Genomic DNA, 25306 nt, shown 5'->3' on the forward strand with positions numbered 1-25306 from the left:
GTTCTCAGTACTAGATTATCTCACGAGGATGACATATAGTGTCCTACTCTCTGAATCCGTGAAGTTTTTTTTCAAGTCGATGACAAAGTATGTTTTTGAGCCAGTTCGGTGAGAGAATACGAAATTCATAAGGTATTGAAAGCAAAAGAAGTATGAACGCTTCTACGCTGTAATAACGAATACGATAAACAGAATTGCCGCTATGTACTGCGTCTAGCCGAAAAAGCTCTACAACGGTGCTTGTCTCAAATTTAACATCTGCGAAAAACGGTTCCGTCTTATGAACGCAAGGGGCATACATATCCGATTTTGAAACAGTCGTCGCAACAAGTTCTTTCATCTCAGTTATTTCCATATTTGCTCGCCAAGACAAAGAGCGTGCCTGTCCGTTTCTTTCATCTGAAACACGCTCAAGTTTATCGAATAAATCTCCCAACCCAAACTCGTCGCTTCCTCGGATTTTGTTAAATTCCTGTGACAAAATAGAAAGCGCCTTCTTTTGTGATTCTGTAATCATAACGGCAGGGAGTTGAAATACAGGATCGGTGTAATGATATCCCTTCTTCAAATAACAGTACTTCACCGGTGCTTCTAATGAATCGCGTAAGTACTCAACATCCCTGGACGCTTGACGGATTGAAATATTAAAACGCTCCGAGATTTGAGCACAATTGGGGTACCTCTTTTCACGGATTTGTCTATCAATCCATATCATTCGGTGCCAGTTACTCAAAAAAACGTCCTCCTCTTATCACGAAGGATGCAAGTTTTGTAATACTTAATTGGTATTCGCTGACATCTATCCAGTTCCTTTTATTCTATGAATGTAATGTCGTATCGCAAGGAATTCGTCGGTTATAAACAAAGGCAGCCCCCTGCTTTATTTCTGCTTGACGCCGAGATTCCTCCCGGGCAAGAAGCCTCCCAGCTGATTCTCTACTTTTCAAAAAATTCTTTCGCATATTCGACAACCCCATGGACACCTGACAGACCGCCATCCGTCAGCGCAACGGCCATAAAGCTGTCTTCAGGTACATCAAACGGCGCTTGTATCCCATATAAACTTGCTTTTTTATAACCGAACCTCGGATAATACTTCTCATGGCCCAGTACAACGGAACCCTGATACCCAAGCCGTGCGGCGATTTGGTGTCCTTCCGTAATCAGCTGCTTTCCGATCCCCTTACTTTGCATGTCCGGCCTTACAGCAACAGGCGCAAGCGCAACCAGAACCCGATCACCGACCTTGATTTCTGTAAACAAAATGTATCCGACGATTTTGTCTTCATATTCCGCTACTAGGGACAACTCCGGTATAAACTTCGTCGAATTTCGAAGCCTGTTTACCAGGTGATGCTCGTCATGATCCGAATAATCCGCATTCTCAAAGGCCTTTTGAACGACACGATAGACTTCAGTAACATCCTCGATTTCTTCTTGTCGGATTGCAATACCCATTGTGCTGCCTCCTACTGTCGGGTTTACCAGGTTCCGTAGCGGATAAGACTTAGTGATAGTCGTATTTGTTTCTTCGATACACATTGATGGTTACATAATATTTGTTATGTATACTTGAAAATATCATCCAGAACTCCGACCACACCCGGCCACCTACTCCCTACGCCTCTTCCACGATCGCCTCGACCTCGATCTCCACCATCAGACGCGGATCGATAAGCGCTTGTACTTCAACCATCGTCGCCGCAGGTTGGATGTCTCGGAAAAAAATTCGCCGTGCGCTTTCCCGATCTCCTCCCATTTCGATATATCGGTAACGAACATCCTTGTCCGGACTACGTCGGACATCGAAGCTCCCAATTCGTTCAACGCTTTCTCGATCGTCAGCAAAATAAATCGGGTTTGCTCGTAAGCATCCCCCTCGCCGACAACTTCCCCTTGCTGCATCGCAGTTGTACCCGCTACTTCGATCCGGTCCCCGATCCGGATGGCACGGCAATAACCGACCACCGGCTCCCAAGGCGAACCTGTAAACACACGACGTCTAGTCATAAAGTATCTCCTCTCCGTCCTGCCTCTCGGCTCTCTTCCAACTCAAAAATAGCAGAGCAGGGTTTTCCCCGCTCCACTATTATACACTTCCGGCGCTTAAAAATCGGTGCTGCCCATCTTGCCGGACTGGAAATCTTGAAACGCCTCGATAATTTCCTCCCGGCTGTTCATCACGAAGGGGCCGTGCTGGTAGATCGGCTCGTTGATCGGTTCGCCGCTTAAGACGAAAACGGCCGTATCGTCCGCCAACCCCTCGATCGAAATCGCGCCCGGACTGTTGCCGAACAGGACGAAGTCTCCTTCTTGGGCGGTGCGATCGCCGTTTACTTTCGCCTCGCCCTTCAGGACCAGAGCCGCGGTGTTATACGCTGACGGCAGTTCGAACGCCGCCTTTCCGTTAAGTTTCAGCGTCATGTCGAACAAGTGAATCGGCGTAAACGTGGACGCCGGTCCTGCGACGCCTTCGTATTCGCCAGCGATCACCCGCACCGTCCCGCCGCCGTCCGGAAGCTCCACCCGCCCCATCTGCGCGTGAAGCAGTTCCTGATATTTCGGCGCATGCATCTTGTGAGCCTTGGGCAGATTCACCCATAGCTGAATCATCTGGAACAAACCGCTGCGCTTCGAAAACGCAGTCTCATGATACTCCTTATGCAGCAGTCCCGATCCCGCTGTCATCCACTGTACGTCGCCGGGCCCGATAATACCGTGATTGCCGTAATTGTCATGGTGCTCGATCGAGCCCTCGTAAGCGATCGTCACCGTCTCGAACCCCCGGTGCGGATGGGCGCCTACCCCTTTTACCGACGGGCTGGGCGGGAAAACAAATGGAGCGTTATAGTCCATCAGAATGAACGGGCTGATCCGGTGCTGAAAGTTGTTGCCGGACGGAAAATAGTTGGACATCCGGAAGCCGTCTCCTACCATATGGAAAGGCGCACCTCTGAAAATACCTTCGATAGTACGGAATGTTGTCATAGTAAAGTCTCCCCTCACTCAACTCTTAAACTTTTATATCTTAAATTAAAGATAAATGATTTTGGAGTCCCCGTCAAGTGGGCTGCCGCTGTCCGCCGTAGCGGAGGCGGGTAAAAATCCGCATGAACGAGCTGGCGGCCGAATTAGGGATTAAAGCCCGAACCGTCACCGATTTTGTCGATGCGCTGGAGATCGATAACCTGCTCGTCCGCGTACCCGACCCGACAGACCACAGGGCGACCCTTAACAATTGACGGAGCTCGCGCAAGCTCATCTGGAACCTATCCTTGCCGTTCAGTCCGAGGTGGCGGACCAACTGCTCAATAATTTATCCATCGCCCAACGCAGCCGGTTGTACGATCTGCTCCAGCTTCTCATACAAAATAAGGATGCGGATCTGTCATGCGAGAAAGACGGCTCCTGAATAAACAAAGAGGGACCGGTTGGCGACGCCGAGCTTCGGGCGTTTCCCTGCCGGTCTCTTTTAAAGTTAACGCTTGTTTAAAATTAAACCTCGCCCCAATACACCTCGGTCTCGTAGTCGAAAAACACGACCCCATCCTGGTTCGTCCGCTCGTACACGTTCCGCAGCTCCACCATCATCGGTTCATAAGCCGGATCGCCGGAAACCGGAATGTACGAGGAGGACTGCATTCTGCCGCTGAGCTGCTCGAAATCGTGAGCGTAACGGTTCATAAACCGGGCCTCTTGCATATCCCCGTTATGGAAAAAAGCAGTCAGCGCCTCTCTCGATATGTTTTTATGGTTCGTCTTCGCATAATCGGTGCCGAATGTCCGCAGCAGCTGTTCGTATTGTTCCAGAAACGGGGTTCCTTTCAATAACCGCGAATTCCAGATCAGCACCGCTTTCCCGCCCGGTTTTAAAATCCGGTGAAATTCGATCCGCGCTTCGGCATGATTAAACCAATGAAACGACTGGGCGCACACGATAAAGTCGACCGACTGATCCGGAAGCCCGGTGCTCTCCGCCGCCCCGGCAACCGCACGAAAGTTCCGCTCTCCGGCCAAATCGCTTTCGGCTGCGCGGCGCATCGGTTCGTTCGGCTCCACGGCAATGACCCGGATGCCCCGTGCGATAAGAAGCTTGGAGAAAATCCCCGTTCCGGCTCCGATATCCGCCACCGTACAATCGTCCGACAAACCGACCGTGTCGTACAAATAACTCATCGCCGCCTCCGGGTAGCTCGGCCGGTATTTGGCATACATCTCGACCCGGTTGGAAAACCGTTCTTTATTGTCCATTTCTCTCACTCTCCCATCTGACAGATAGTTTCATTCTATCATAATTCGCTGCTTATATTGCGATTAGCGCCTGACACTAAGTGAACGGAATATCCGGCGACAGTGCAACATTCCGGCTTCGAATCCGTCTAATCTTTTACAAACTATGGAAAGGATTTCGATGATGAGAAAATATATAATCGGTTTTATTTGCGGCGCCGCTGTCGCTTCCTCCACCGCAGTTGTCGCATCAGACTCGCTTCAGGCGTATTTATTTCCGAGCCAAGTCGCTATTTACAACGGGGTCACGATCCAGCCTGTCGAGGTTTCCGGCGATAATCCTGTCATCAATTACAACAATATGGCTTATATCCAGCTGCGCACTTTCGCGGAGGCGTTCGGAGCGGACGTTTCGTTCCAGCCGGCCTCGCCGGACAACGGCAACTTGAATCAAATCGATCTCAAGATCGGTAGCTTCCCGGATTACGTTGTACCTTATATGCGCGACCCGGACGGATACTTTGAGATGGAAAAGCTCCAGGTAAGCCGTCTGCCGGGCGGCCAACGCATGCTCACGTCCGGAACGATCCGCATCAACAAAGATTTAACAGGCAAACAAATCGAAATAACGGACATGGACTCGAATGGAAAACCGATGGGGTCAACCGAGTTCGTATCTATCGCCGATTCGGAGACGAAGCCGCCGGTTCCCGGAGAAACGCGTACTTTTGCCACCCGTCTCGTCTTCGACGGACAGCGTCATATCTTCACCTATGACATCAAGGTGAGGGACAAACTGGAGCCATACAAGCCGGAAATGAGAGATATCCATCTGGACGGCGGCGTTGTCGCCGCGCTTTATCCTCCAAGCGGCTTTAACGGGCATCTCCCGGCCGATCAGATTTCCCCTTTCACCGTTTTCTTTCAAAATAATACCGGACACGATATCGTGCTGGATCCGTACGAATGGACGTTTAAGGTCGAATCGGTCGGCGAGGACGATCAGCCGCTCACCCCCGTCTACGAGCAGACGCTGCCTGTCGTCCATGGTCCGCTTCAGGAAGGCAATCGGTATCATTTTACCGTGACCTGGAATCCGGTGGATGCCGACGGTCATCCGCTTGTCCCCGGACGCTATAAGGTAACATTGGATCGCCCCGACACCGTAACCTATTCCCGGGACGGAGAGGGTCCGGTAACGGAACCGCTTCTGATCAATACGCGAACGCCCCGCGGATTCAACGTTGATCTCGAGTAGCCATCCATGCCCCTGATCAACTTAGAAACCTCTGCCACTGAAAATGGCGGAGGTTTCTCTTCAATCTCGGGAGCAGCTGATTATTCATTTAAATAAGTCACTACACGGTTCTGGATGAGCTTAGCGACAGCTTCAGCCGTTTTCTGGCCACTGAAGAATGCTTTCGTTTCTTCGGCAATTATTTTTTGGACCGTCGATTCATCCCCCATACTCCTGACACTAGGTGCGGACAGCAACTCGCGAATTGGCTCGAGGTCTTGAGCTTTAATTTTAATGTTCCCACCCTTTGTATTTTGCAAGACCTCTTTCGATTTTAGGTCTTCGATGGCTTTATCATTAATTGCTTTAATCATGGAAAAGCCCGATTGACGAGGATTGGATTGAATTTCCTCAGACAATAAAAACTTCACAAACTCCCACGCATCTCTTTGCACTTTAGAATTCGCGTTCATTGCGATTTGATTGGTTGGCTCGAACGAAACGCCGGATCTCTGACCGGAGGAATGCGGCTTTTGATAAACTTTGCCGTTTGGATAATACAATCCAAGCCTCACAAGGTAATCGCTTGGTGATGTAATTCTCGAATATGTAAAACTACTGTTTTTCATATCTACATAATCCGATTTCAGTATTTTATCATCATACAAGGCTTTTGCTTGTTTGAGCATATCCATGAATATCGGGGAGTCAAAAGATGCCTTTCCACCCGCCCCATCGATCAGGCGCGAATAATTATCAGATACCAGATTGTTGATCATCCGCTCAGGAGCGAAGTTCCCCATCGCATAACGTTCGTTGTTCTTCGCTTTCAATTGCTTGCTGATATCGGCAAAGTCGCTCCATGTCCAAGACTTGTCATCGATTGTGACACCAGCATTTTTGAATGCTTCCGCGTCTCCATAATATGCTTCCAGGTAATACTCAAGTGGCAGTATGTAAGAAGCGCCGTTTAATTTGCTGCCCTCGATGATGTTCATTTGATACTTGTTAGGATCGAACGAGGAATCTATCTGCATCCATTCGTCCAGGTTAACGAAGGCTTTCTTGTTAATGTATTTGTCGATGGGCAATTCGTTAATTACCGTAAACGCGAACAAATCCGCTCCCTTGCCTGACAATATTTCTGTTGTTGTTTGTTTGACGTATTTTTCTACTTCGGATTTACTCATGAGGCCATTACTACTGCTGCCTTCAAACTCTTTGAGTTGAATCGTCGTATTCGGATGGAGTTTTTCGTATTTTTCTTTCGCGAGTTTATAAAAATCGGTCGCGGAAAGAACAGAAACAACAATTGTCTTCTGTTTATTATCCAGCGGTTCGAGCGCTGCTTTGACTGTGTTTTCATTAGAATTTGATTTAGACGGCGCAGTAGTCTGAGATTGTCCTTGTTCAGATTGTGGAGCGTTATCGCTGGCTAAGCATGCGGATAAGCCAACAGCCATGATGCAAAGGATGATAGTAACAATAAACTTTTTCATATTTATTCCCACTTTCCTATTTGTAAGTTATGAATTCGTTTTGTTCGTTTTGGCTCTTACGCGCTCTCCGTCTTGTATAGGCTCGCTGCTCTTCAGGATAATCGGTGAATCGGGAAAAAAGCCTCCTTTAACGACGGTTTCGTACTCGTTGGCACCGCCTGTTTGAACATGGACTTTTCGGGCTACGCTTGTGTTGCCGAGAGCCCCCTTCTTCTCTTCGACGACTAAGATGTAGGTTGCGTTCCCCTCACGGTGTATGGCTTCATTGGGGACAAGGATTCCACTTTCGTTCGGAGTAGAAATGCTAAGTTGCAGACTTGCTTGTTCCCCACCTCGAAGTTTCTCGTTATTGACGCTAATCCAAATACGTTTGTTCGTTGTCACCTCCCCCTTATCTTGGGATGCGGTTTCGCTCCCCTTAATCGCGCGGCTCGCTGATTCCCTGAGTTGAATTATACCGCTCATCGTTTCCGTTGTATCCGCAAGCTGGACCTGGATATCGGTTGACAGTCCAATTCTAATAAGCTTGCTAATGGAAGCGGGGACTTGGAGCGGCATTTGGTAACCCTGCTTCGACGAGGCCAATTGGATATCGGGGCCAACACTTGCCGATGCCATATCCTTTACGGCATTCACTTTGCGGACAGTTCCATCGAACGGTGCCTTTAATTCACGTTCGGAAGCAAGCGCCTCTTTTAAGCTGTCGAGATTTCTTTGCCCAACTTCTAACGAAATTTTGGCGTTTTCAAGACTCCGCTTCACGTTTCGAATTAGAAAAGTATCGTTGTTTTGAGAAGCTTTCACGTATTGATCCTGCAGCCCTTCAATTACAAGCTGCTGTTGCTTCAATTGCGCTTGAGCATCGAGATAACGATTCTCTGCTTCGCGGTTTACGTAAACGACGAGTGTTTGCCCCATTTTTACGCTGTCCCCTTCCGCAGCGATGACTTCTTTGATCTCCCAGCCGGATTTATTCGATAACGAAGCTTCGATGACCGGCTCCAGAACGCCCTCGCCATGAAAGACATGAACGAGCGGTTCTTCTCTGCCGAACGCGACCAAGACTTTCGGGAGGCCCATCGATTGCAATGTATTGCTATAAAGCGTTAGGATGAGTAATCCTCCAAAAAATAACAACGATAACCGTTTGATCGTTCTCTTTCTTTTCACATTTTCGTGTTCAGTTTCAAGGCTATTGATATTGAATCCCCCTATCCCTTGATGCCGGACATTTGGACGCCCTGGATAAAATGAGTTTCCGCATATAAAAACAACAACACCATCGGAAACATATATAAGACGGATGCAGCAAATCCAACTCCCCTTGCTTCCTCTTGGATGACGGATAGATAGACGGATAACGGCTGCTTGAAGTCATCGTCCAAAAAAATAAGCGGTTGTTCTACCATGTTCCAATAATCGACGAACAATAGAACGATAAGCGCAGCTAAACCAGGTTTAACAAGCGGTAAGATGATCCGCAGGAAAATGCTCAGATGGCTCGCGCCGTCCATCGTCGCGGCTTCAACGTAATCATACGGGAGCGTTTTGATGAATTGTCTAAGCATAAATACGCCGAATGCCCCGAATATTCCGGGAAGGATAATCGCTCCTGCACTGTTCAACAAATTTAATTGGTCGGCAATAATGTAGTTCGGGACGAGAGTCACTTGAAACGGCATGAGCATCGTCATCAAATAAATGAAAAATAGCTTGTCTCTGCCACGAAACCGAAGCTTCCCGAAAGCATAAGCAGCTAGTGCCGCGACGATAACCTGACCACCGATAATGAGTGCAACCAGATAGACCGAGTTCCAAAAAAACTTCAGATACGTCGGAGTCGCAATCAGCACTTTCGCGTATTGATTGAAGGAAACCCAATCGGGAATAATCTTCAAGTTCACGAACGCGTCTTTTCCGCTTGCGGCATCAACGGTCATTTGACCGATCCGATCGTAATTGGACGCGATCTCCTGCTCCGTCATGAGTGAATTTGTTAAGGATATAACGATTGGCGCCAGCATGACGATACCCAATAGCGCCAGGAAGATCGTGATTATAGTTTTAGAAATGATGGCCCTTGGCTTCATACTCCCTCCCTGTTTACTCCATGAATGATGCTAGGCGACGTTCCAAGGTGAACATAACGGAAACGATGATGACCATACATGCAACCATCAACGTGGCTGCCGAAGTTAGCTTCTGAATGTCTAGCGACAGAAACATATTGTTCATGTAATGTTGCAGCATGTAGATGCTGTCGTGCGGGTAATCACTGGCGATTAAATACGTTTCCCGAAAGATCCGGAACGAACTGACCAGTGCCATTAAGGCGATAAAAAACGTCGTGGGTGTTAGATAAACCAACGTGATTCGCGTAAATTGGTGATAAGCGCCTGCACCCTCGATTTCGGCTGTCTCGTAATAGTCTTTCGGAATTCCTTGCAAACCGGCTAGAAATAAGATGACATTATACCCTACGTTTTTCCACGCATAGACAACAGAAAGCACGACTCTCGCCCACTCCGACTTCATCCAATCTATACGTTCAAGGTCAAAGCCGCTCAACCAACTGTTTAATGCCCCGTTCCAATCGAAAAGGATTTGCCAGATGAGGACAACGGATGCAACCGGCACTACGAGCGGCAAGACATATGCTGTTCGAAGCCAATTACGAAAATATATATTTTGATTGAGCAGCAGGGCAATGAAAAGGGAAATTACTACTGTAATGGGCACACTGACTGAAGTAAATAAAGCCGTATTTAGCGCAGCCTTTCGAAAGGAATCGCTAGCCAGCAGATCTTGATAGTTGGCGAAGCCTACGAACGAACCTCCTGAAGCTCCATTCGTGAATGAATAGTAGACTCCCATTACGAATGGTATTAAATAAAAAACGGAAAAACCTATCACGCTTGGCGCGAGAAACCAAACCGCAATATAACTATGTTTTTTTGACCATTTACGAAAGTGCATGTTTCACCTCCCTTTCGTTAAATAGCTTCTCGGAATAACTAAATCCCCTAAGCTTTTCTTAAACCGTTACTCGTTCAAATACGTCGTCACCCGGTTTTGGATCAGCTTGGCGACCTCTTTGGCCGACTTCTGGCCGCTGAAGAAGGCGGCTGATTCCTTGCCGACCATGATCACGACTTTTCCGTCTCTCCCCGTGTAATACCCCGGAGATCGCATGAACTGTCTGTACTGGGCGAACTGCTCGGCGGAAACTTTAGCCGTTGCTCCGCTTGGAAGCTTATAGGTACCGGCGACCTGCTTCTCGATGTCGCTCAGTTTTTTCTCGTTTACCGACTCCAGCAGCGAGAATCCGTATCCTTCCCTCTCCTCCAGCGATTGCGCTTCCTCAGACAATAGGAACGAAACGAACTTCCACGCCTCATCCTTCACCGGGGAATTGGCCCGAATCGCAAGCTCGGTGCTAGGGAGGAGCCTCGTACCCGCCGCTCCGGCTTGCGGCTTCCTCATCAGCTTCGGATTCTCGAAATAAGAGTGAGATTCATCGATCAAAGCGGCAGGCGAAAGCATTACGGCGGAAGAAAACAACTGACGACCGGTTTCGGCCTGCTTGGCGGTCGCGATACCATCGTCGTACATCGTTTTGACCATTTGCATGACGGCGACGAATCCCGGCGAGTCGAAGGCCGCTTTTTTCCCCGAGACGTCGACGAAATCGGCAAAGCTGTCGTCGACGATTTCCTGCAGCATCACTTCCGGCCGACTGTTAGCCAAAGCGTAGATTCGGCCCTTGCTCTCTTTACGCACCAAGCCCTTCGCGACCTCGGCGAATTCGGTCCACGTCCACTGGCTATCGTCGATGCTCTCGCCCGCTAGTAGATTTCCGTCGCCTACAAATCCACTCATGAAGTACCCGAGCGGCATGGCGTATAAACCACCGTCCGTCTTAAACACTTCGAGCTTCGCTTGCAGGTCGGCGCTGTTCAGCGACGTGTCCTGTTTCAAGAGCTCGTCCATATTTGCAACAAGCTGTTTACTTGCATATGCTGGCAACGGTAACCCTGTCAACTCGAGAATGTCCGCTCCCTTGCCCGCCAACAACTCCGTATTCGTCGTTTTCGTATACTTTTCGTAAGCCCCATCCTTCCATGTTTCTCCCAATTTTTTCACGGCTTGAATTTGCAGGTCGATGTCTGGGTGTTTCTTTTCAAATCTTTTTTCCGCCGTTTCATAGAAAGGACTCAACTCCAGAACCGAAAAAGTCACGACGGTTTTCGCCTGGTCGTTCGTCCCTGCCTCGCTTCCCGAATCACTACAGGCTGCCGTCACAACGGCCATCCCCATCGCCAATATCCCTAGCCTTTTTGTCTTCATTTTAAGCTTCACTCCTTCTTTTTAACGGCCATATCCATTAACGTCTAACGTCCCCCGGATTTGGCACGCGTCGGGACAGTAAAGAATGGCGATTGCGTTACAACAATCGCACTTGTGTGGAACGTTGCAATTCCGAGCTCCCTCGCATTACGTTATCGCATCCACTATTCCACGAACGACCGCAGTGGATAGGAGCTCTTGATAGGAGGTTGAAGTTATCCGAGACTTTTCGTTTTTATTCGAGAGGTAACCGAGTTCGAGCAATATAGCTGGTTTTATGTTTTCCCGAAGTACACGATAATCTCCGAATTTTACGCCTCTGTCTTTCGCCTTCAGATCTGATTTAAAAATCCCGTCATGTAATTGTTGCGCGAGCGATTCATCGCTTGTCTTATTGTAATAGACCGTTATTCCGTGGACGTCCGGGTCATCGAATGCATCAAAATGGATGCTGACAAACAAATCCGCCTCATGATTATTTGCTATATTCGCTCTTTCGCTTAACGATACAGTCTCATCATCGGAGCGTGTAAGGATGACATTCGCGCCTTTCTCTTTTAGTTTTCGCTGAATTTTGAGCGCAGTAGGCAATGTCACGTCTTTTTCGTAACTGTTTTGTCCTCCGATTGTCCCAACGTCTTTTCCGCCATGTCCCGGATCAATAATGATAGTTTTTCCGCTCAGCGGTTGTGTAGGGTTGGTTGTTCCAGCAGTAGATACTGGTTGTATCGTATCTTTTTTAGTGGTTCCCTCCTGTCGTAAGTTCAAAGAAAAAGATACAAGTAGGATTGCTGCGACGCCAATTGTGAAAAAACGAATAAATGTTTTCATGAATCTATAGTAATTTCCCGATATCAAGATCAAATGGAGCCGGAATAAAGATAAGATAAAGATTTCGAGAGGTGAATTGACAAATAAAAAAGACAGACTAAGGAACGGATCCTGTAGCCTGCCGATATTTGCAAATCCAAAATTTAACTTAGATTGTTGTAATTATGCTTTCTTTAGCGAAAAGTAAAAAGCGACCCCGTTCTTGGTATTTTCTACCCCGTATGAGGAATCGTGAAGTTCTAATATTTGTCTAGAAATCGCTAATCCTAAACCGGTTCCCCCATGGGATCGATGTCGAGAAGTGTCAATACGGTAAAAACGGTCCCACACTTTGTCTAGTTGATCTTGCGGGATATGAACCCCATAGTTCTCTATGCAGATCATGATTTCTTCTTGATCCTCAATGGCCGATACGATAATGCGTTCATTCGAGGGCGTATAACGAATGGCGTTAGTCATAAAATTCGTGATGACCTGTTCGATGCGAAGCTGATTGGCTGCCACTTCCGCCGGATCAAGTTGCAACCGAACGTCGAGCTGTTTGGAAGCAATGTCCAAAGCAAGTTGTTCATATACCGACTCGATGATCTTATCGATCGAGAATACGTCCAACTTCATTTTGTAAGTCCCGGACTCGAATTTGGCCAGTTCAAGCATATCCACGATTAAAAGGTCCATTTTATCGACTTCGTTTTCCATCGCTTCGAAATAATGCTCCTTCTTATCGCTCGCTACGCCGTCTTTGAGAATGGAGATACAGCTTTTCATAATGCTTAGCGGTGTTTTCAGTTCGTGCGATACGCCGGAAATAAATTGTTTACGCGTGCTCTCAAGCTGTTTCTCCATTTCGATCTCTTGCCGAAGCTGTCCAATGTAGGAATGAAGAGTAGCAGACAAATGGTTGATATTGTGAGACAATTCGCCGATCTCATCCTTCGAGGAGACTAATATCGATTCTGAAAAGTCCAAATTAGCAATCTTTTGAGTCGCTGAATTAAGTCTTAAAAGCGGTTTTGCAATCTTTCTAGAATAATAAAACGAGACGAGCAAAATAAGCACAAGTACAAAAACGACGATATAAACTAAGTAATCTTTGATCATACGCACTGCCTCGCCTACGGGCTGCAAGGAAGTCATCGCAATTAAAAAAGCGGGTTCACCGTCTACGTCCTCGATGCTGTGGACGAAAAGCTTGTATTTCACCTTATTTTTCTCGTAATCAAACGTTTGAACCGTATTGATCGGTTGAGGATTATTCGACCACAATAAGTTAGCCTGAAACGCCTTGATCCGCTCCATAAAGAGGCTGTTCGAGAAACTAAAGCTAAAGTTCGAGAACTCTTCCGGAGTAGGAATTTGAACGTCAATTACAGTCGCTTTATCTTCGAAGATGGGCATGATTAGAAGTTGGTCGTTCATACCATAAGTAACGAACTTGTCTTGTATTCGAATCGGCATGATTGTAGCATCTTTTTTAATACCGGAAATAATTAGACGTTGGTCTGGACTGAAAACGAACTTATTTGATGACATATCATCTATGTTGATCAAGTGATGCAACGGCACCTTAAACGATTCATAGGACTTATCGCTATCTAATTGAACTTGAAGATAGAATTCGTTCGTATATTTAAGATTACCGTAGCGGTCGAGCATCGTGATCCACGTGTTATGATTTTGAAAGAACATTTCCTCTTGGTACTGGAAGTACGGAAACTCATCTTTAGCGGGCTTAGCGGATAAATGATCCTGTTTGAATACCTCGATGTTCGCCTGTATCTCTTTCGTTTTCCTATTCGTATAATATTCCTCAAAAAATATCGTTTGTCCCACGTAGATAACAGCCAATATAAGCGTGCAAAGAGCAGTAGTTAGAAGAAACAGCTTTGCGACAATCCCGATCTTCATAAGCTATCCACGAACTTATATCCGGTTCGTACGACCGTTGTAATGTATTGCGCTTTGTTGCCTAGTTTCGTCCGCAGGTTTCGTATGTGCGTGTTCAGAGTACGATCGTCTCCGGCATAAGCGTATCCCCATATTTTCATGATAAGCTGCTCCCTTGAAATCACGATTCCTTGATTTTGCATCAAGTAAGCTAAAATTTCGAATTCTGTATGCGTGAGGCTTACTTGCTCGCCATCCACCGTTATCGATCGCGACGGGAAATGAATAGTAATGCCATTAATAATAAGTGTATCGTTCGTATTTGTCGTTTTATTCGTACGTGCCCGGCTGTCGAGTAAGCGCTTGGCCCTTGCTAATAACACCGCAGGGCTATAGGGTTTCGTTACATAGTCATCGGCACCAAGCTCGAAACCGAGCAGCGTGTCGTCTTCGTCGACTCGCGCCGTAAGCATAATAATAGGTACATCGGACGTTTTGCGAATGCGGCGGCAAACCGACCACCCGTCCATTCCCGGCAACATAATGTCGAGAATAATCAAGTTGATCTCATGTTGTTGAAATAATTCCAATCCGGCTATACCATCAGAGGCTTCCATAACCTCATAGCCATCATTTAGAAAGTAATCCTTTAAAATTTCACGAAGTATTTTTTCGTCTTCAACAAGCAAAATTTTGGGCATGTCGATCCTCCGCTCGCAACTCCCTTAAAATATACAATATCTCTTAAAATGATGTGCCACGATTAACATTGATGATGTGACTACTCCAACATTAACACGATAGCGGGAAGCAGCGCAAAATGTAATGGAATTGAAACCGGCGACCATGATGCAGCGGGATTGCACAAAAGAAAAAACCGTCAGGAATCCTGACAGTTTTTATTTTGAGAATTTAACATAATATATTTTATGTTAAATTCTGGTTATTGCCACCAAGCCCGATGGCGCTTGACGCATTAACTTTCCGAACACTTCACGGATGAGCATAACAGGTGTTAGCGGAACGTAACGCTCTCTGCCTGTGCCAGGCTCCAAGACCTTGCGAAATAAAGCGGTATTCCGCTTGGCTTTGGTAACCCAATCAAATCGATACTCCTCAAGAAACGTGAAGAATTCTTTGCATAAGTACCATACCCCGTATTTAAAAAGGTATCCTTCGTGATTATAGGGTTGTTTCTGAAAAGTCAAGAAGTATTTTGATCTTTAGGCTCATTTTAACGGAATCTTTCAATTCCAATCTACTGGGATGAACTGCATAGGTCATGAATGGTATAATAGTAGGTAAATTATGGATGAATCACAAGGGAGGAGATTAGGTGAATACGACGCACTATCCATTCCTGACGGGATTCGTTATTGGAATTCTGACCTCGGTGTGTACTTATACAATCGGAACGATTCACCACGGTATACACTTGGCTATTGTAAATCTGGAATGGTGGATCATGGGGTTATCCACCCTCCCTGCACTGCTGCTCCTTGTATGGAAGCGTTCCCTCGCAGGCTGCTCCCGAATCTGCAAACTCATCCTTTCGGCAACGGCCGGAACCGTATTCTTAGTCGCTGGCTTAACTGTTCTACACTACCTGAAGTCAATAACCAGGTTCATATACGGCCTGTTCCCTTCATCCGAAGTATACGTAAACATGATGGGTTACCCCTCTAAATTGCTTCTGTTGCAATCGGCAATTTTTCTAAGTGCAGCCGTATATGGCACATTGGTCCTACTTACCCGTTATTCCACCAGGTCTCATCGGGAGTAACCGGCATTCTCCGCTTATGCTCGGATCGGATATACCGAGTGTCTATCCTCTCGCGGGTGCTGTCGCTCACCGGTTTTCCTTCCAGATAATCGTCGATCTCGTCGTAGCTGAAGCCAAGCTCGTCTTCGTCGGTGCGGCCGGGGTTATGGTCCAGCAAGTCGGCGGTCGGCACCTTGTAAATGAGCGAGCGCGGCGCGCCCAGATGCTCCAGCAGCTGCTTCCCCTGACGTTTGTTCAATCCCGCCAGCGGTGTCACGTCACAGCCGCCGTCGCCGAATTTCGTATAAAATCCGGTCAGCGCTTCCGCGGCATGATCGGTGCCTACTACCAGCAGATCGTAGTGGCCGGCCAAATCGTAATGGACCTTCATCCGTTCCCGCGCCTTCGTATTCCCTTTCCAGTAGTCGGACAACGTCTCGCCCGTACCGGCCTGGAACGCTTGCATCGAGCGGTCGACCGCTTCTTTTATGTTGATCGTCACCACACGGTCGGGGTTGATAAACGAAAGCGCGGCCTGGGCATCGTCTTCGTCCAGTTGAACGCCGTAAGGCAGCCGGACCGCTATGTATGTATACGGCTGGCCCGATTCCTGTCTCAGCCGCTCCGCCGCCAGCTGACACAGCCTGCCCGCAAGCGTAGAATCTTGCCCGCCCGAAATGCTCAGGACGAGACCCTTTTTGCCGGATGTTTTCACATAGTCGATTAAAAATTGGACTCTCTTCTCGATTTCCGCCGCGCTATCGATCGCCGGTTGTACGCCGAGCTTGCGTATTATTTCCTGCTGAAACGTTTGCATGATGGTTCCGTCTCCTTCGTATTGATCTAATCAGTGCTGCCTGTCGGCTGTATATCCACATTATACACGTTAATCGCGAAACGTTCACAACGATTCAAAGTGTTAGGCCAATGCGTTCCAAAGCTTCCGCCGAATCCATTTACGTCCCCCTTATTATCGGGTAGACTGATTAGGAAAGAAAATAACGGTAAATTTGTTTAGTTTACATAATAAAAGTTACGTAAACTGCATTCGAACTCAGTTTGTCGAGGTGATCCCTATGAACGTCATTAAACTGAAAGACCGCCAAGAGCTGGACAAACGCGTCCCGGCCATGCCCTGGTATGTCGAGCAGTTTATTAATTATAAGCTGCCGGACCTGTCCCCTTCCTCCCTGCTTGAATATGTGCGCGATTACGAAACGTTTTTCTCCTGGCTGATGGCTGAGGGGCTGACCGAAGCTGCCGCCTGGCGCGACATCCCGATCGAAGTGCTGGAGAAGCTGCGTATGGAGAATATCAACACATACCGGATGTATCTTTCATCGAAAAAAGACGGCGCCAATACGAGAACGACGATCTCCCGCAAGCTCTCTTCGCTGCGCTCGCTCTTTCATTACTTGAGCCAGATCGCCGAGGATGAAGATTATTATCCCCTGCTCAAGCGGAACGTGATGGCCAAAGTCGAGATCAAGCGGACGCACAAGCCGAAAGACACCGCCGCGAAGCTGGAAGGCAAGCTGCTGCAGGAAAAAGAGATTCTCGAGTTTATCGACTACATTCAAAGCGGGTACCCCCAGGACGTATGCAACAACAAGCAAGCGTTATATTCATATGAGCTTAATAAGGTTCGCGACGTCTGCATCGTCAGCCTGGTCTTGAATACCGGTCTGCGCGTCTCGGAAGTGGTCAATTTGAGTATAGACGATCTGGACCTGAAGAAGAAGCTGGTATACGTGTTCCGGAAAGGTAAAAATGACGAGACGTTCAAAACGCCCGTCTACTTCCGTCAGGAAGCGGTGGAATCGCTGACCGCCTACCTGGAGATCCGTTCGCTTCGCTATGCGCCGGACAAAAAAGAAAAAGCGCTGTTTCTCGCCGTCGCCAACGGATCAAAAGAAGGCAAACGGATGACGAAACGCGCCATTCAGGAAATGGTCATTAAATATGCCAAATATTTCGGCAAGCCGTACTTATCGGTCCATAAGCTGCGCCATTCGTTCGCGACCGACTATTATTTGCGCAACGACATTTACAAAACCCAGGAGCAACTCGGTCACGCCTCCCCCGAGACCACACAGATTTATGCGCACCTGACGGACAAAACGATGGCCGAAGCGATCGACCGGCGAGAGCCTTAACTTCGACAATTCCGCAGACTCCTTATCCCCGTCCAACCGGATCGGGGATATTTGCCGTCCGCATCGTCCGTCTGACTCTCCTCAACTTCCGATCCCCCCGCTCACTCGCATACGGAGCGAAATCGATCCGGATCGGGACGCAGCCGGCTTGCCGGCACAGCTCCTGCATCATCCCTTCGACCGTCCGTTCTGTCACCTGTTTATAGGGCGCTTCTACCCGAAGCGAGATCCGTACATGGTCCGCCGCCAGCTGCTCCACTTCGTATTCCTCAATATGCTCGGAGGCACGAATGACCGTTCTCGATATAAAGTCAGGGAAGATCGGAATGAATCGGGCGGGATCATCGGCGGCTGGGATATAAAACAAATCGTCGCACCGCCCGTCGATCGATTCAATCGCCGTGTAGGGGGACCCGCAAGGGCATGGCTCCCTTCTCTCGGTCAATATATCGTTTAAACGGTATCGGATAATCGGCTGCGTGATGCGGGAGAAGTCGGTTACGATCGGGACGAATTTGCCTAGCTCGGCGTCCACGACTTCTTTCTCGATATAAACGACATCTTCATTCAGATGCAAGGTGCCGCGCTCGCACGTCGCGGCCAGAAAACCTTCCGTACATTGGTATACCTGATGCACCGGGCGGATGAAGCTCTCCTCGATATAGAGCCGGTCCAGCGGGTCCAGCACTTCCGCTACCGAGATCAACCGGTTCGGGCGGACATTCATCGAGCCCGAGCGATGGGCTTCTCCAATGATCCGGAGCATGGACGGCGGAGCGACGACAACGGTCGGACGGTAGGCATTCATTTGGGCGATCAGCTTGTCGGCCGGTGCCAGCAAGTCGAAATAAACGAACTGCAGCCTTCCTTGATTGACGCTTTGATATAAATTGCTGTTCGCCCGCAAGAAAAAAGCGACCCGCTCCCGCCTCGCGAATGCGCCCGGCAGCAGCTTGGCGAGCACCGTCCCGGCCCAGGCGAGCCGTTCGCGCTCGCTGACCAGGAACAGCCCGCGATTGCCGCTCGTACCCGAGGACAATCCGACCGTAACCGAACCGATCCCGGGCCGGAAATCGCGGGTCTGCTCCGCCCGAAGCGCGGCATTCATCGCCTCATCCTTGCGGATGCCTATCGTGTTCAACCGGTCGAAATGCGTCATCATATCCGATTTGTCGATTACCGGAAAGCTTCTCCACTGCTCGTCAGGCAACCCTTGCCACAACTCCCGGTAGTAAGCGGATAAAGCTCGTACCCGTGCGATATGGCGCAAGATTTGCTTTTCCTGCCATTGCAGCAGTTGGTCTCTGGAGCGGATTCGTCCCAGCATCCGGGTCCGGATATAGGCGGAAGCGGTAAGCGCGAGCTGCTTCATCTTCATCCGTTCTCCTCCTTCCCGGCGGGGACGCCGTATTCCCGGCAATGGCTTGGCATAATTCGCAGATTCGGCCGATCTTCGTGCAGCTGGCACAGCTTCTCGAAGCTGGTCCGGTAGTCGCTCCGGCTCGACATAATGATACTTGCTGCGGGGTGCGGCGGGCGCCTCTCGCGATACGCGCGGCTCGACCATACGGCATCCGCGCACAGGAATAGCTCCCCCTCTTCCGTCGTCATGAACACGCCCATCTGTCCCGCCGCATGACCGGAGACGTCAACTGCCACCACGCTTCCGTCGCCGAATAGATCGCAGCCTGTAGAGAACGGAAGATCGTCCGGCAGCGGCTGCCAGCTGTCTCCGCTCCCCTCCAGAAGCACGGCGCGTTCGGCGAAATCGGACGGCATCAAATCCGGCAAAAAACCGGCGCGAAGGGCGCTCCAGCCGCGCTTCCCCCGAATGGCTTCGTACGCGGAGCGGAAACAGTAAAACGCCGCCTCCGGAAAATCCCGCAGCCCTGCAATATGATCCGCATGAAAATGGCTGACGATCACGGTCCGGATCTCCTCCGCTCGCTTGCCGAACTTGTCCAGCAGCTGTGATGCCGCAGATTGCCGTTCCTCAAAAAAGACGGGCGTCATTTCCCGGTAGATCCAATAGGGCCAACCGGCAGCAGCGTCAAAAAAACGGGAAGCATACCCGGTGTCGAACAAGAGGATTCCGCGTTCCGGATGCTCGATAACGGCAAAACCGGCAGGAAACCGCACGTTGCGGCGCGAACCTCCCCGGATCGTAACCCATTCCGGATGTGTGCAGTAGCCGGCCGTCAGCCACGTAACGGTTACCGGCCTACGGTTAATAGCTTTCATCATGTCGGTACCTCCAGTCGTATGCTGCACAAATCTGCCCTACTTTTGAGGTTTCCGCCACCAGTCCGCAAATCTGGCGAGTCCTTCATCGACGCTTACGTTTGGCTCATAGCCAAGCAAACGTCCCGCTTTCCCGATGTCGAGCGTCTGACTGCAGCTCACCACCCCGATCGTATAACGGGTAAACGGAGGCTCGCCGCGAAGCCGAAGCAGACGGTACACCGTTTCCAGCCCAGCCGCCAACCGATCAGCTGTCGGATAAGCCAGATGGCGATAACGCGGCGTTACCCCCAATTGACCGAACAAACGGTCAACTGCGTCGACAAATCGAACCGGCTCGCCGTTGCTAATATTGTAAGTTTCGCCCAAGGCCGATTCGGAGGCCTGGGCGCAGCACAGCAGCGCATCTACCACGTTATCGACGTAAGTGAGATCAATCAGAGCCCGTCCGCCGTCGATAAGAGGGATGCCAACCTTGTCATTAGCTCGCATCAGGCGGGGGAACAAGGCGGGATCGCCCGGTCCGAATATCGCCCGCGGCCGAATGATCAGCGACGGCAGTCCGGCAGCGAACGCCTCGCGTACCCGGCATTCCGCCTCGTATTTCGTGCGGGCATAATCGTTCGCGAACCGGCTGGGCAGCTCGCTGTCTTCCGTCAGATTGAATTGGTCCGTGTAGTTGAAATAAACGCTCGGAGTGGAAACATGAACGAACCGCTGAACCGAATGCGCCCGCGCCGCGTCCAGCAAAAACCCGGTCGCCGTAACGTTGGATTCATAAAAATCCCGGTATATCCCCCAAGCCGACGATAAAGCCGCGCAGTGGAACACGACGTCCTGCCCGGCAACAACCCGGTGAACGGCTTCGCGGTCCCGCAAATCCAGCTTGACGAAGCGGATTCCTGCGCCGGACAGCGCTTTGCCGGCCTGATCGTTCCGGCCGACAGCCGTGATGTCCCACCCGAGCACGTGCAGTCGTTCGGCCAGCCGTTTCCCCAAAAAACCGGTGCTTCCCGTAACCAGCGCTCTCATCCGTCATCATTCCATTCCAGATCGATCGTGCTCGCCTCCAGCAGCGAGACACCGCGTCTGCGGCTCATATTGAACAGTTCCCATAATGAGAAAAGTTGCGACCAAAACGGTAGCGGATCGCGGAAACGGATCAGCACATCCCGGCTGCGGAGCATATCCCGCACCGTTTCGACGCGAGCCGCCCAAGGCACTCCGAGCCGTACCGCCTGCACGCCCATCATCATACCGATCATCGACGACCGGCCTACAGGCGGCTGAATGAGCGGCATTACCCCGTTCTCCCGGGCGGAAAGAAGAACCGTCTCGGCTACCCCGTCCCCCGGCGCGAAGAGATGGATCCCGCTTGTCGTCCGCGGGTTGCACTCGATCGGGTATACGGTACCTTCCCTATCCACGATAAAATCGAACGCGATCTGTCCGTTCAGCTTCTCGGCTGCGACGAACGTCTCCACCCAGCGAAGCACAGCCGGGTGCTCGATCGCGGCGAAATGAACCGACGCCCCCATCCCGGCCCGGTAACGCGATTCGTAAGCCGCATGGGCAAACAGCCGGCCGTCCTTGGCGATGCTGTATGTGCAAACCGGCGTACCCTCGATAAACCGCTGCAGCACCCAAGGGCAGTCCGGCGACAAGGAATCCGGAGCCTGTACGAGTGGGCCGCCGGCGCTTCGCTCGATGATCCGGACCTTTGACGCAAACCGGGAGTAGACGGGCTTTAGTACGTACTTTTGCGACACGGTTGAACCGGCAACAATGTCCCTCAGCTCCGCTTCGCTCGTGATCCGGTACGTTTCGGGGACCGGCAATCCGTTTTTCTCCACCATCCGGATAAATTCATATTTGTTATGCAAACCCAGCAGAGCGGGAAGCTGATCGGTGAACACTGCAGCCCCTTCCGCTTCCAGTCCATTTCGATATTTAACCACATAAAATATCTCTTCGCAGGTTGGCACGACCAGAGCGATCCGGTACTTTCGAATGAGCCCGACCAGCCCTTCGATAAAAGCTTCCGTATTGTCTTTCGGCGAAGGAACGAACGCGGAACCGGATACGAGCCGGGAATACCGGCATACGAACCGTTTCAGACTGTCGCACACATACACCTTCCGTCCTGCCGCATGGAACAGCCGGACCCATTCCAACGCAGCCGGCGCCCGGGCGCCTGTGATAAGTACGGCTTGAGGTTCAATACTCAAGGATCATGCCCCCCAGAGACAATCCGGCTGAGGTGCCGAGCAGCAAGATCCGGTCTCCGCGGTTGATCCGGCCGCGGCGTATCGCCTCATGAAGCCCCATCGGGATCGAGGCGGCGATCGTATTGCCGTGATCCGGCGTAATGTACATAAGTTGATCTTCCCTGATGCCCAGCTTTTTGCGGATCAACCGCATCGCCATGGCGCTTCCTTGATGCGGAATAACCAGCCGGAAGTCGTCCATGCGCATCCCCGCCCCTGCTAACAGCGACGAGACGAAGTCCGGCAGCAGTTTGTACGCCATCCGGAAAATAGCCTGGCCGTCCATGCGGAACAAATAGTGCTCGCGCGTCAATTCGCTGAATTGCCCGGCGTGAAGCCTTGTACCGCCTCCGCGTATTTCGGACAAGCGGGCTCCGTTTGCGTAGGTCTTAAAAGCGGTCCGAATAATTCTCGAGCCTCCGCCCTCCTCCGTTTTGCCGACAATAACGGCGGCGGCGCCGTCTCCGAACAGCGCCGCGCTTTCCTTATCGCCCCAATTCAGTCCGGTCGAAGCGATCTCGGCGGATACGAGCAGCAGCTTGCCGTACCGGCCCGCTTCCACCAGATACGACATCACATCGAGCCCGGCCAGAAAGCTCAGACAGGTCGAGTTGATATCGAAGGAGGGAATGCCGTGCCATTCCGGTCCGAGCGCTTTTTGTACCAGCGCAGCCGTGCAGGGGATCGGTTGTTCGGCCGTTCCGCTTGCATAGACGATACAGTTGATATCTTTCGGATGCAGCCCCGCCGATTTCATCGCTTCCTTCGCCGCCTCCGCCCCCATATAGGAGGACGTTTCATCATCTATAAAATAACGAACCGACACGTCCGTTTTTTTGTAAACCCACCCTTCCGGCACTCCCAGCAGCCGGTCGATCTCTTCAGAGGTTACTTTTCGTTTCGGCATATATTTGCCGGTAGCGAGTATTTTCACACGTCTCGTATCCATAAGATGCCCCCAATCGTCAGCATACTACGATTTACGTATGGGGTAATTGTAGCAACTGGGTGGTGGCGGGAAAAGTACTATTTTTAACTAGTACCTGGGGATTGGTCCGGCGGATATGCGATTCGGATGGTTACATAAGAAATATTATGTAGCCTCTATTACGATCTAAGACCTGCCCTTATTTTAATTAACGTAATTAAGTAGACGTGTAATTAATGCAGTTAACTAAATTCTATTTAATAACATTAATAACTATCATTTTGCCGTGTTCCTTCCATTATCAACTGCCCTGTCTGCCGATCTTGAACAGGAATATCGCCCGTCTCCCCCCTTTCTCATTCAGCAGTCTTTCAGCTAATTCTCATGTTCTCTTCAACTTGCCTTCAGAACCGCTTCAGCTTAGGGAGATATACTGCGAATAGTTAGATGAGCGTTCGACGCGGAGAGGGTGCTGGCACATGACTATTGAAGTATTTAATCGATATGAGAACAAGTATTTGCTGGACGAAGCGGCCTTCCACCGGTTTTCCAACAGGCTGCTCGAGTATATGGAGCTGGACAATTACAACAAGGAGTATTCGTTTTATTCCATCAGCAACCTGTATTTCGATACGAAGGACGACGCTTTGATTCGCAAAAGTTTATCGAAACCGAAATACAAAGAGAAGCTCCGGCTGCGGTCGTATGGCGTACCCAAAGCGGATGCGAGCGTATATCTCGAGCTGAAAAAGAAAGTGTTCGGTCTGGTCAATAAAAGAAGATCGGCGCTCCGGCTTCAGGAAGCGTACGATTTCGTCAGAACCGGAATCGAGCCGGCCCCCATGCCTTATATGAACGCGCAAGTGATTCAGGAAATCCACTATTTCCGGCAGCGGTACGAGCTGGAGCCGAAAGTGTATTTGGCCTATGAACGAAAAGCGCTGTTTAGTATCGATAACCGCGATCTGAGAATTACGTTCGATACGAACATCCGGTCGAGACGATACGACTTGATGCTGGAAGCGGGAGATTACGGCGAGCCTTTGCTGGAGCCCGGGCGATGGTTAATGGAGGTTAAGGCCGAGAAGACGATCCCGATGTGGCTGGCGAGAATGCTTTCGGAGCATCAGATGTTTCGCACGAGCTTCTCCAAATACGGCAATGAGTACAAAAAATACGTAAAACTCGGAAAAACCCGGCAAGGAGGCATGCAGTATGCTTGATTCTATTTTCAGTTCCGCCGCAGCCACGACAGAGTTATCGTTGCCCCATGCGCTCCTGACGATTCTGATGTCGATTGTCGTAGGCTTGGTGATCAGCTTCACCTATATGAATACAAGCAGCCGCAGCGGATATTCGCCGAGCTTTACGCTGACCATGGTCGTTTTGCCTGCGATCGTTGCGATCATCATTTTGCTGATCGGGAGCAATATCGCGCGTGCATTCAGTTTGGCGGGAGCGTTCTCGATCATCCGGTTCCGCAGCGCGCCCGGCGATCCGAAAGATATCGCATATGTCCTGTTTACGATGGCGGCCGGACTGGCGATCGGCGTCGGCTCCTTCGGATATGCCGTCTTGTTTACAGTTTGCCTCTGCTTGCTGATGTTTATTTTGAATTTGACCAAGTTCGGGGTCAAGAAAACGACCCAGCTGATGCTGAAAGTGACGATTCCCGAGGATTTGAGCTATGAAGCGGTTTTCGACGGCGTGTTCAAGAAGTTTGACGTCAACTATGAGCTGAAAAAAGTAAGAACGACCGAGCTCGGCAGCCTCTATGAGCTGGTTTATCTGATCACGATGAGCACGGCCACGGATCAAAAGCAATTTCTGGATGCGATCCGAGTCCGGAACGGGAATCTGGACATTACCCTAACGATGAGTCCCACTACGACAGACTATTAAGAAGAACGAAAGGAAGATA

24 protein-coding genes and 1 pseudogene are annotated in these 25306 nt (G+C 50.0%); 6 read left to right on the plus strand and 19 right to left on the minus strand.

Annotated features, from left to right (window positions below; all coding sequences use genetic code 11):
* Positions 1-43: 43 nt before the first annotated feature.
* From IDH45_RS12610 to IDH45_RS12625, 4 genes and pseudogenes are all read right to left on the minus strand, one after another.
* A complete protein-coding gene (locus IDH45_RS12610; protein WP_190928076.1) occupies positions 44-733 on the minus strand; it encodes a hypothetical protein in 690 nt (229 codons plus the stop codon).
* Positions 734-936: 203 nt separating this feature from the next.
* Positions 937-1458, minus strand: a complete 522-nt coding sequence (locus tag IDH45_RS12615) for a GNAT family N-acetyltransferase (protein WP_190928078.1) — start codon at positions 1456-1458, stop codon at positions 937-939.
* Between the two features lie 160 nt (positions 1459-1618).
* Positions 1619-2010 (minus strand): annotated as a pseudogene (locus tag IDH45_RS12620) (RidA family protein).
* A 96-nt stretch (positions 2011-2106) separates the two neighbouring features.
* On the minus strand, positions 2107-2988 hold the full coding sequence (locus IDH45_RS12625) for a pirin family protein (RefSeq protein WP_190928080.1): 882 nt from the start codon (positions 2986-2988) through the stop codon (positions 2107-2109).
* Between the two features lie 122 nt (positions 2989-3110).
* Between IDH45_RS12625 and IDH45_RS34010 the strand changes: the two genes are divergently transcribed.
* Together IDH45_RS34010 and IDH45_RS34015 are read left to right on the plus strand one after the other, a co-directional pair.
* Positions 3111-3242: a MarR family transcriptional regulator gene (locus tag IDH45_RS34010; protein WP_223836608.1), complete on the plus strand. Its 132-nt coding sequence runs from the start codon at positions 3111-3113 to the stop codon at positions 3240-3242.
* Positions 3239-3412 carry a hypothetical protein gene (locus IDH45_RS34015; RefSeq protein ID WP_223836609.1) on the plus strand — a complete coding sequence of 58 codons (174 nt, stop codon included), beginning with the start codon at positions 3239-3241 and terminating at the stop codon, positions 3410-3412. Before IDH45_RS34010 ends, IDH45_RS34015 begins: the two co-directional genes overlap by 4 nt.
* 83 nt (positions 3413-3495) lie before the next feature.
* Here the strand turns inward: IDH45_RS34015 and IDH45_RS12635 are convergent, their stop codons facing one another.
* A complete protein-coding gene (locus IDH45_RS12635; protein WP_190928082.1) occupies positions 3496-4251 on the minus strand; it encodes a class I SAM-dependent methyltransferase in 756 nt (251 codons plus the stop codon).
* 163 nt (positions 4252-4414) lie between these two features.
* Between IDH45_RS12635 and IDH45_RS12640 the strand changes: the two genes are divergently transcribed.
* The gene (locus tag IDH45_RS12640) at positions 4415-5488 is read left to right on the plus strand and encodes a flagellar hook assembly protein FlgD (RefSeq protein ID WP_190928084.1); all 1074 of its coding nucleotides are present in this window, start codon (positions 4415-4417) and stop codon (positions 5486-5488) included.
* A gap of 80 nt (positions 5489-5568) precedes the next feature.
* On the opposite strand, the gene IDH45_RS12645 is transcribed toward IDH45_RS12640, so the two are convergent.
* From IDH45_RS12645 to nadE, 9 genes are all read right to left on the minus strand, one after another.
* On the minus strand, positions 5569-6966 hold the full coding sequence (locus IDH45_RS12645; RefSeq protein ID WP_190928086.1) for an ABC transporter substrate-binding protein: 1398 nt from the start codon (positions 6964-6966) through the stop codon (positions 5569-5571).
* Between the two features lie 27 nt (positions 6967-6993).
* Positions 6994-8136 (minus strand): efflux RND transporter periplasmic adaptor subunit, encoded by a 1143-nt coding sequence (locus tag IDH45_RS12650; protein WP_190928088.1) that lies wholly within the window; start codon positions 8134-8136, stop codon positions 6994-6996.
* Positions 8137-8177: 41 nt separating this feature from the next.
* A complete protein-coding gene (locus IDH45_RS12655) occupies positions 8178-9056 on the minus strand; it encodes a carbohydrate ABC transporter permease (RefSeq protein ID WP_190928090.1) in 879 nt (292 codons plus the stop codon).
* 13 nt (positions 9057-9069) lie between these two features.
* A complete protein-coding gene (locus tag IDH45_RS12660; RefSeq protein WP_190928091.1) occupies positions 9070-9942 on the minus strand; it encodes a carbohydrate ABC transporter permease in 873 nt (290 codons plus the stop codon).
* Between the two features lie 66 nt (positions 9943-10008).
* Positions 10009-11313, minus strand: coding sequence for an ABC transporter substrate-binding protein (locus IDH45_RS12665; RefSeq protein ID WP_190928093.1), 1305 nt, complete (start codon positions 11311-11313; stop codon positions 10009-10011).
* Positions 11314-11460: 147 nt separating this feature from the next.
* Positions 11461-12144, minus strand: coding sequence for an N-acetylmuramoyl-L-alanine amidase family protein (locus IDH45_RS12670; protein WP_190928095.1), 684 nt, complete (start codon positions 12142-12144; stop codon positions 11461-11463).
* Positions 12145-12306: 162 nt separating this feature from the next.
* Entirely contained in the window at positions 12307-14052 is a 1746-nt protein-coding gene (locus IDH45_RS12675) for a HAMP domain-containing sensor histidine kinase (protein WP_190928097.1), read from the minus strand.
* Complete coding sequence (locus tag IDH45_RS12680) at positions 14049-14732, minus strand: response regulator transcription factor (RefSeq protein WP_190928099.1); 684 nt, start codon at positions 14730-14732, stop codon at positions 14049-14051. Before IDH45_RS12680 ends, IDH45_RS12675 begins: the two co-directional genes overlap by 4 nt.
* 1047 nt (positions 14733-15779) lie before the next feature.
* Positions 15780-16610, minus strand: coding sequence for an ammonia-dependent NAD(+) synthetase (gene nadE / locus IDH45_RS12685; protein WP_190928101.1), 831 nt, complete (start codon positions 16608-16610; stop codon positions 15780-15782).
* Between the two features lie 259 nt (positions 16611-16869).
* Between nadE and xerS the strand changes: the two genes are divergently transcribed.
* Complete coding sequence (gene xerS / locus IDH45_RS12690; RefSeq protein WP_190928103.1) at positions 16870-17949, plus strand: tyrosine recombinase XerS; 1080 nt, start codon at positions 16870-16872, stop codon at positions 17947-17949.
* A 22-nt stretch (positions 17950-17971) separates the two neighbouring features.
* Here the strand turns inward: xerS and IDH45_RS12695 are convergent, their stop codons facing one another.
* The 5 genes from IDH45_RS12695 to IDH45_RS12715 are packed head-to-tail and all read right to left on the minus strand — an operon-like array spanning position 17972 to position 23406.
* Entirely contained in the window at positions 17972-19327 is a 1356-nt protein-coding gene (locus IDH45_RS12695) for a F390 synthetase-related protein (RefSeq protein ID WP_190928105.1), read from the minus strand.
* The gene (locus IDH45_RS12700; RefSeq protein WP_223836610.1) at positions 19324-20193 is read right to left on the minus strand and encodes an MBL fold metallo-hydrolase; all 870 of its coding nucleotides are present in this window, start codon (positions 20191-20193) and stop codon (positions 19324-19326) included. The genes IDH45_RS12695 and IDH45_RS12700 overlap by 4 nt, the downstream gene beginning before the upstream one ends.
* Before the next feature lie 36 nt (positions 20194-20229).
* The gene (locus tag IDH45_RS12705; RefSeq protein WP_190928106.1) at positions 20230-21222 is read right to left on the minus strand and encodes an NAD-dependent epimerase/dehydratase family protein; all 993 of its coding nucleotides are present in this window, start codon (positions 21220-21222) and stop codon (positions 20230-20232) included.
* Entirely contained in the window at positions 21219-22418 is a 1200-nt protein-coding gene (locus tag IDH45_RS12710) for an ATP-grasp domain-containing protein (protein WP_190928108.1), read from the minus strand. Before IDH45_RS12710 ends, IDH45_RS12705 begins: the two co-directional genes overlap by 4 nt.
* Positions 22408-23406 (minus strand): beta-ketoacyl-ACP synthase III, encoded by a 999-nt coding sequence (locus IDH45_RS12715; RefSeq protein WP_190928110.1) that lies wholly within the window; start codon positions 23404-23406, stop codon positions 22408-22410. Before IDH45_RS12715 ends, IDH45_RS12710 begins: the two co-directional genes overlap by 11 nt.
* Positions 23407-23864: 458 nt before the next feature.
* On the opposite strand from IDH45_RS12715, the gene IDH45_RS12720 reads away from it, so the two are divergent.
* Complete coding sequence (locus tag IDH45_RS12720; protein WP_190928112.1) at positions 23865-24608, plus strand: polyphosphate polymerase domain-containing protein; 744 nt, start codon at positions 23865-23867, stop codon at positions 24606-24608.
* Positions 24601-25287: a DUF4956 domain-containing protein gene (locus IDH45_RS12725; protein WP_190928114.1), complete on the plus strand. Its 687-nt coding sequence runs from the start codon at positions 24601-24603 to the stop codon at positions 25285-25287. The genes IDH45_RS12720 and IDH45_RS12725 overlap by 8 nt, the downstream gene beginning before the upstream one ends.
* The last annotated feature ends 19 nt before the right edge of the window (positions 25288-25306 follow it).

This window comes from Paenibacillus oceani, assembly GCF_014705615.1.
Taxonomy (GTDB): Bacteria; Bacillota; Bacilli; order Paenibacillales; family NBRC-103111; genus Paenibacillus_AB; species Paenibacillus_AB oceani.